The following is a 6,007-nucleotide window of genomic DNA, read 5'->3' as shown; positions in this document are numbered from 1 at the left end:
GGGTGGTTCCTCGGCGGCTTCCGCCGAGAGCGGTTGCGCCGCAACGTCTGCCGTCTCGTCGGCGTTTAAATCAGCTGTCGCGGTGGCCTCGCCGATATCGTCGGTGTCCACCTCGGCAACCGCTGCCTCGAGTTCGGCTGCGGGGGTCAGTTTTTCGTCGTCGTCTTCGGTGACGGGCTCTTCGGTCGTCATCCGATCCTCCGAATCAGTTCGGTGGGAGCGCTTACGCAGCACACGGGGTCGATAATCGGGGTCACTCTCGTGACCGCCTGCCGCGCCGATGCGGATCCGTCGTTCGGCCCCGCCACGGTGCAGCACGCGTGTGGCGAGCGCGGCATCGGTGGTGCGGCGGATCCGGGGATGCCGGTCCGCCAGGATCGGGAACAGGACGAAGACCCACAGCACAACCAGTCCGATCCACAGGATCGAATTCGGCATCGCGGTCATCACCTCCCGTCCCCACCTACGTGTTGTCCATCTGTGGACGCACCACTGACGTCCGTAGGTTAATTCGGGCAGACGCGCCCGTGTGGCAGGCGCGCCGTGCACACCTGCCACATGAGTAACAGAAATTTCACGGCAGCGCCGCCCGACCCTCCCTGACCAGGCGATCCACCACAGTGCCCATAACCTCTTCGACGGTCAGTCCGACCAGAAGATGATCGCGCCACGCACCGTCGACATCGAGGTAGCGGCGCAGCAGGCCCTCTTCCCGGAAACCGACATTGCGCAGAACCGCCTGGCTGGCATGGTTTTCCGGTCGCACGGTCGCCTCGACGCGATGCAGACCGACCGGCCCGAAGCAGTGGTCGAGCCCGAGCGCGAGCGCGGCCGTCGCCACACCCTGGCCGCCGAGATCCTTGGCCACCCAGTACCCGATCCAGCCCGACCGCAGCGCCCCGCGCACGATGTTGCCGATGGTCAGCTGACCGCTGAACTGCCCGTCGACCTCGATGACCAGCGGGATCATCGCCCCGCGCCGGGCCTCGGCCTTCAAACTCGTCCACAGCGACGGCCAGTTCGACGCGTGATTGCGCGCCTCCCAGCTGCCGCGCCCGGTCGGCTCCCAGCGCTCCAGGTGGTCACGGTCGCGCAGCCGGATCCGGCTCCACGCGGCGGCATCGCGAAAGCGCACCGGCCGCAGCGTCACCCTGCCGCCTGCCACCATCACCGGACCGAGCCGGGCGGGCCAGCCGGGATGCTGTCCGGCCCGGAATACGTTCATGGAGTCCACTGGTCAGCCGCGCTGCGCCAAGAACGCGACCTGCACTTCGTCACCGGTACGGAAATCGGTGTCGTCGGGTTCCACCACGATCAGGCTGTTGGCCTCGGCAAGGGTCGCCAGCAGGTGCGAGGAGCCCGCGTTGCTGTTGCCGAGCGGCTGCACCAGATAGTCACCGGTTGCCTCGTCGCGCAGCAGTTGCGCGCGCAGATAGCCCTTGCGGCCCGGCATCGAGGTGATGGGAGTGATGGTGCGCGCGCTCACGATCCGCCGCATCGGCTGACGACGGCCGAGCGCGATCCGGATCAGCGGACGGACCATCACCTCGAACACCACCAGCGCGCTCACCGGATTGGCGGGCAACAGGAAGGTGGGCACCTCGTCGCGCCCGAGCCGTCCGAAACCCTGCACCGAGCCCGGGTGCATCGCCACCCGGTCGACCTCCAGCTCGCCGAGCCCGTCGAGGGCCTCGCGTACCTGATCCGAGGCCCAGCCGCCGACCGCACCCGCGATCACCACGACCTCCGAGCGCACCAGCTGGCCTTCGACCACATCGCGCAGCCGGCGCGGATCGGCGCTCACGATGCCGACCCGGTTCACATCGGCGCCCGCGTCGCGCGCGGCCGCGGCCAGCGCATAGGAGTTCACGTCGTAGACCTGCCCGGGGCCCGGGGTGCGGTCGATGTCGATCAGCTCGCCGCCGATCGAGATCACCGACAGCCGGGGGCGCGGGTGCACGAGCACCTTGTCCTGGCCGACCGCGGCGAGCAGCCCCACCTGGGCCGCGCCGATGATCGTGCCCGCGCGCACGGCCACGTCACCGGGCTGCACGTCGTCGCCGACGCGACGCACGTAGTCGCCCGAGCGAACCGGCTCGAAAACCTTGATCCTGGCCCGCCCACCATCGGTGAAGTCGACCGGCAGCACCGCGTCGGCCAGGGTCGGCATCGGTGCGCCGGTATCGACCCGCACGGTCTGGCGCGGCTGCAACCGGATGGGCTGACGCGAACCGGCCACCACTTCACCGACCACCGGCAGGGTGAGGTCGATCAGCTCGCCCTCCTCGTCGCGCACATCGACGCCCGCGGCGGTGACATCGACGCTGCGCACCGCGTATCCGTCGATGGCGGCCTGATCGAAGCCGGGCAGCGGCCGTTCGGTGACGATGTCTTCCGCGCAGAGCAAACCCTGGGCTTCGGATATCGCCACCCGGACCGGCCGGGGTGCGACCGCAGCCGCGGTGACCTTGATCAGCTGATCCTCAACCGAGCGCATCGAGCTCCTGAATCTATGGCGGCGGCGTATCTACCGCGTTTAGGCGACGGGCGACTGTGGATCCCACTCCGGGCTGAGCCGGAACTTCAGCCACTCGCGCAACTGCGGGCCGTATTCGTCCCGCTTGAGGGCGAAATCCACAGCAGCTCGAAGATAACCGCCCGGGTTGCCCAAGTCGTGGCGCGACCCACGGTGGACCACCACATGCACCGGATGACCCTCGGCGATCAACAGCGCGATGGCGTCGGTGAGCTGCAGTTCCCCGCCCGCACCCGGCGTGATCCGGCGCAGTGCGTCGAAGATCACCCGGTCGAGCAGATAGCGACCGGCGGCGGCCAGGGTCGACGGCGCGTCGGCGAGATCGGGCTTCTCGACCATGCCCTTTACGCGCAGCACGTCGGTCTCGGCATTGTCGGCGCATTCCTCGACGTCGAAGACGCCGTAGGCGCTGACCTGGGACTTCGGCACATCGATGGCACACAGCACCGAGCCGCCACGCTCACGGCGCACCCGGCTCATCGTCTCGAGCACGCCACACGGCAGCACCAGATCGTCGGGCAGCAGGACGGCGACGGCCAGTTCGTCGTCGTCGAGCACGGCTTCGGCCTGGGCGACCGCGTGGCCGAGGCCGAGCGGTTCCTCCTGCACGACCGAGGTCACGTCGAGCAGGCCCGGCGCCTTGCGCACCTTCTCGAGCAGCGCGAACTTTCCGCGCTCGGCCAGGGTGCTCTCCAGCACCAGGTCTTCGACGAAGTGGGCGACCACGCCGTCCTTGCCCGGCGAGGTCACGATCACCAGGCGGTCGGCGCCGGAATCGGCGGCTTCCGCGGCGACCAGCTCGATGCCGGGGGTGTCGACTACCGGCAGCAATTCCTTGGGCACCGTCTTGGTGGCAGGCAGAAATCGCGTCCCGAGTCCGGCCGCGGGTACCACCGCAGTGCGGAAACCGGAAGTCTTGTCTGTCATGCGCATACCCTATCCATTCAGTGCCGTCCGATCGCCTCTCCGCGACGATCCGGCGTCGGCAAGAGCTTAGGCGTCCGCCGTCGGCTCGGCCGTGCGCGCAAGACATCGGATCGACGCGCGCCTGTGCAGACTATGGTGGTCGCTGTGGATATGCCCGGTGAGCGCACCAAATATGCGTGGCGCGGCGAGATCCTGGCCACTCGCGCACAGGTGGGCTCCGCCGAACATGCCGTCGACGCGGCGGCGCTCGCCGCCTCGGCAGCGGGGCTGGCCACCGACGATGACATCGTATGCGCCTACGTTCCGGTCCGCGGCGAACCCGGCGATCTACGCATGCTCGACGCGCTGCGCGAGCGTGGCGCCACGGTGTTGCTGCCGGTGACCGGCGAGCCGGGTCCGCTGAGCTGGGCGCGCTACGAGGGCGCGGATGCACTGCGCAAGGCCCGCTACGGCCTGCTCGAACCGGCCGGCGAGACCTTGCCCCCCTCGGTGGTGGCCGACGCCGCGACGATCCTGGTTCCGGCCCTCGCCGTCGATCGGCGCGGGGTACGGCTCGGACGCGGTGCCGGGTACTACGACCGCACGCTGGGCGCCGCACGGGCGGACGTCCGCCTCATCGCTGTTGTCCGGGATAATGAACTGGTCGACCGGCTTCCCGAGGAACCGCACGATCGGCGAATGGGTTGGGTGCTCACCCCCGGCGGTGGGCTGGAACGGCTGGGCCGCGACCTCCCCGTTTCGCCGGAATGAAACGGCGATTCGCGACGTTGGCAGTGTCGGCGGTAGAGTGCTAGATCGACGAGAGACTTGCGGAGGATCCTGTGCCAACTTATTCGTACGCGTGCACCGAGTGTGACAACCGCTTCGACATCGTTCAGTCCTTCTCCGACGACACACTGACGGTATGCCCGCAGTGCTCCGGGAAGCTGCGTAAGCTGTTCAACTCGGTCGGCATCGTGTTCAAGGGCAGCGGTTTCTACCGCACCGACAGCCGTGGCGGCGCGTCCACCGCGAGCGAACCGGCGAAGACCTCGTCCGAGAGCACCAGCAGCAACGGGTCGAGCGGCAGCGGATCCGGCGGCAACGGAGATTCGTCGTCGAGCGCGTCGACCAGCTCCACTCCGGCCGCCGCCAGCTGACTTTTCGGCAGTTGTCCACAGCCCCGCGGTTATCCACAGGCGGGGCTTTCAGCGACTTTGCCGCAGGCCCGCGGCTCTACGCTTTCGCCCATGACTCGCAGTCTCGCCGATCTGGGACGTGGCAGCTCCTGGCGTTTCGCCCTCGGTAATCGTCCGGCCTGGGCCGACGCGTTGCTCGTCCGCCGGATCGCCGCCGCCGTTCTCGCCGTAGCCGCCGTCGTGCTGTTCGTGCGTGGCGACCCCGGTGGAGCCAGGGTCGCGGTGGTGGTCGCCGCCCGCGATCTCGCGCCCGGCCGGTTACTCACCGTCGACGATCTGCGTGTGGACCATCACGAATCGCGTTCGCTGCCAAGAGGTTCCGTCAGCGAAACCGCTCCCCTGCTCGGCGCGACGCTGACCGGCGCCATGCATGCCGGGGAGACCTTCACCGATCTGCGCGTCGTCGGCCCCCGGTTGGCCGCCGCGGCCGCGGGCAGCACCGATGCGCGGATCGTGCCGATCCGGCTGGCCGATGCCGCGGTGGCTGATGTGTTGCGGGCGGGCGACCGGGTCGATGTCGTCGGCGTGGAGGATGCCGGCGCGCCAGGTGCCACCAAGCCCGCGCGGACGCTGGCCACCGACGCCGCGGTGGTACTCGTCACCGCGACGGGTGATCGGCGCGGCGCGGAACGGGTGGTCCTGCTCGCGCTGGATACCGCATACGCCGCCGCCGTGGCCGGTGCGTCGCTGCGGACGGCACTGACTGTCGTCTTCCACTGACGCCTCGCCGGTCGCCCCACGGTGTAGTTCGCGAGAAATTTGCCCGAACTCTCGTTAGCATCACACAGGAACCAAGCACACCGTTTCGCAGCATTCGATATGGAGCGCAGCGCCCCGGGCCGGCTCCTGTACGAAGGAGACATCGGCAATGCTCAAAGGTTTCAGAGACTTCCTACTCCGCGGCAACGTGGTCGACCTGGCGGTCGCCGTCGTCATCGGCACAGCGTTCGTCGCGATCGTCACCGCGTTCAGCGAGGGAATCATCAATCCTTTGCTCGCGCTGTTCGGCGGATCGAACGAGATGGGGCTGGGCTTCCAGCTCGTCGCGGACAAGCCGGCCACCTTCATCGAGATCGGGCCGATCATCACCGCGGCGATCAACTTCCTGCTGGTCGCCGCGATCCTGTACTTCATCCTGGTGGTGCCCGCGACCAGGATGAAGAAGCGGTTCTCCCAGGCCGACGAGGAACTCACCGAGAACGAACTCCTCATCCAGATCAGGGATCTGCTGGCCGAGCAGCGCGGTCGCTCGAACGGCAAACACGGCCTCCGGGCCGAGCCGGCGCAACACACCGACGGCGACAACGCCTACTGATTCCTCACTGCCACAACGAGTTCGGGTCCTGCACACGCGGTGTGCAGGACC

At 68.4% G+C, this 6,007-nt stretch carries 7 protein-coding genes and 1 pseudogene; 4 read left to right on the top strand and 4 right to left on the bottom strand.

Features of this window, described 5'->3' with window-relative positions; all coding sequences use genetic code 11:
* From ACFWF3_RS21150 to ACFWF3_RS21135, 4 genes and pseudogenes are all read right to left on the bottom strand, one after another.
* Window positions 1-438 (bottom strand): annotated as a pseudogene (locus ACFWF3_RS21150) (hypothetical protein); the annotation flags it as partial.
* Window positions 439-574: 136 nt separating this feature from the next.
* Window positions 575-1,225 (bottom strand): GNAT family protein, encoded by a 651-nt coding sequence (locus tag ACFWF3_RS21145; protein ID WP_358109313.1) that lies wholly within the window; start codon window positions 1,223-1,225, stop codon window positions 575-577.
* A gap of 12 nt (window positions 1,226-1,237) precedes the next feature.
* Window positions 1,238-2,497, bottom strand: coding sequence for a gephyrin-like molybdotransferase Glp (glp, locus tag ACFWF3_RS21140; RefSeq protein ID WP_378993248.1), 1,260 nt, complete (start codon window positions 2,495-2,497; stop codon window positions 1,238-1,240).
* A gap of 39 nt (window positions 2,498-2,536) precedes the next feature.
* Window positions 2,537-3,463 carry a UTP--glucose-1-phosphate uridylyltransferase gene (locus tag ACFWF3_RS21135; RefSeq protein ID WP_379314967.1) on the bottom strand — a complete coding sequence of 309 codons (927 nt, stop codon included), beginning with the start codon at window positions 3,461-3,463 and terminating at the stop codon, window positions 2,537-2,539.
* A 150-nt stretch (window positions 3,464-3,613) separates the two neighbouring features.
* On the opposite strand from ACFWF3_RS21135, the gene ACFWF3_RS21130 reads away from it, so the two are divergent.
* The 4 genes from ACFWF3_RS21130 to mscL all read left to right on the top strand — a co-directional run bounded on the left by ACFWF3_RS21130 (window position 3,614) and on the right by mscL (window position 5,956).
* The gene (locus tag ACFWF3_RS21130; protein ID WP_379314968.1) at window positions 3,614-4,213 is read left to right on the top strand and encodes a 5-formyltetrahydrofolate cyclo-ligase; all 600 of its coding nucleotides are present in this window, start codon (window positions 3,614-3,616) and stop codon (window positions 4,211-4,213) included.
* A gap of 71 nt (window positions 4,214-4,284) precedes the next feature.
* On the top strand, window positions 4,285-4,602 hold the full coding sequence (locus ACFWF3_RS21125; RefSeq protein ID WP_378993253.1) for an FmdB family zinc ribbon protein: 318 nt from the start codon (window positions 4,285-4,287) through the stop codon (window positions 4,600-4,602).
* Between the two features lie 90 nt (window positions 4,603-4,692).
* Window positions 4,693-5,361 (top strand): SAF domain-containing protein, encoded by a 669-nt coding sequence (locus tag ACFWF3_RS21120; protein ID WP_378993255.1) that lies wholly within the window; start codon window positions 4,693-4,695, stop codon window positions 5,359-5,361.
* A gap of 148 nt (window positions 5,362-5,509) precedes the next feature.
* On the top strand, window positions 5,510-5,956 hold the full coding sequence (mscL, locus tag ACFWF3_RS21115; RefSeq protein WP_379314966.1) for a large conductance mechanosensitive channel protein MscL: 447 nt from the start codon (window positions 5,510-5,512) through the stop codon (window positions 5,954-5,956).
* Window positions 5,957-6,007 lie beyond the last annotated feature (51 nt).

It is taken from the genome of Nocardia sp. NPDC060220 (assembly GCF_042727815.1).
GTDB lineage: Bacteria > Actinomycetota > Actinomycetes > Mycobacteriales > Mycobacteriaceae > Nocardia.
The sequence above is the reverse complement of the archived record's forward strand: the minus strand, read 5'-3'. Positions and strand labels throughout refer to the sequence as shown.

Excerpts from the sequence above, each read along its gene's own strand:
- ACFWF3_RS21145 (WP_358109313.1), bottom strand. The coding sequence starts at position 1,225 with ATGAACGTATTCCGGGCCGGACAGCATCCCGGCTGGCCCGCCCGGCTC.
- glp (WP_378993248.1), bottom strand. The coding sequence starts at position 2,497 with ATGCGCTCGGTTGAGGATCAGCTGATCAAGGTCACCGCGGCTGCGGTC.
- ACFWF3_RS21135 (WP_379314967.1), bottom strand. The coding sequence starts at position 3,463 with ATGACAGACAAGACTTCCGGTTTCCGCACTGCGGTGGTACCCGCGGCC.
- ACFWF3_RS21130 (WP_379314968.1), top strand. The coding sequence starts at position 3,614 with ATGCCCGGTGAGCGCACCAAATATGCGTGGCGCGGCGAGATCCTGGCC.
- ACFWF3_RS21120 (WP_378993255.1), top strand. The coding sequence starts at position 4,693 with ATGACTCGCAGTCTCGCCGATCTGGGACGTGGCAGCTCCTGGCGTTTC.
- mscL (WP_379314966.1), top strand. The coding sequence starts at position 5,510 with ATGCTCAAAGGTTTCAGAGACTTCCTACTCCGCGGCAACGTGGTCGAC.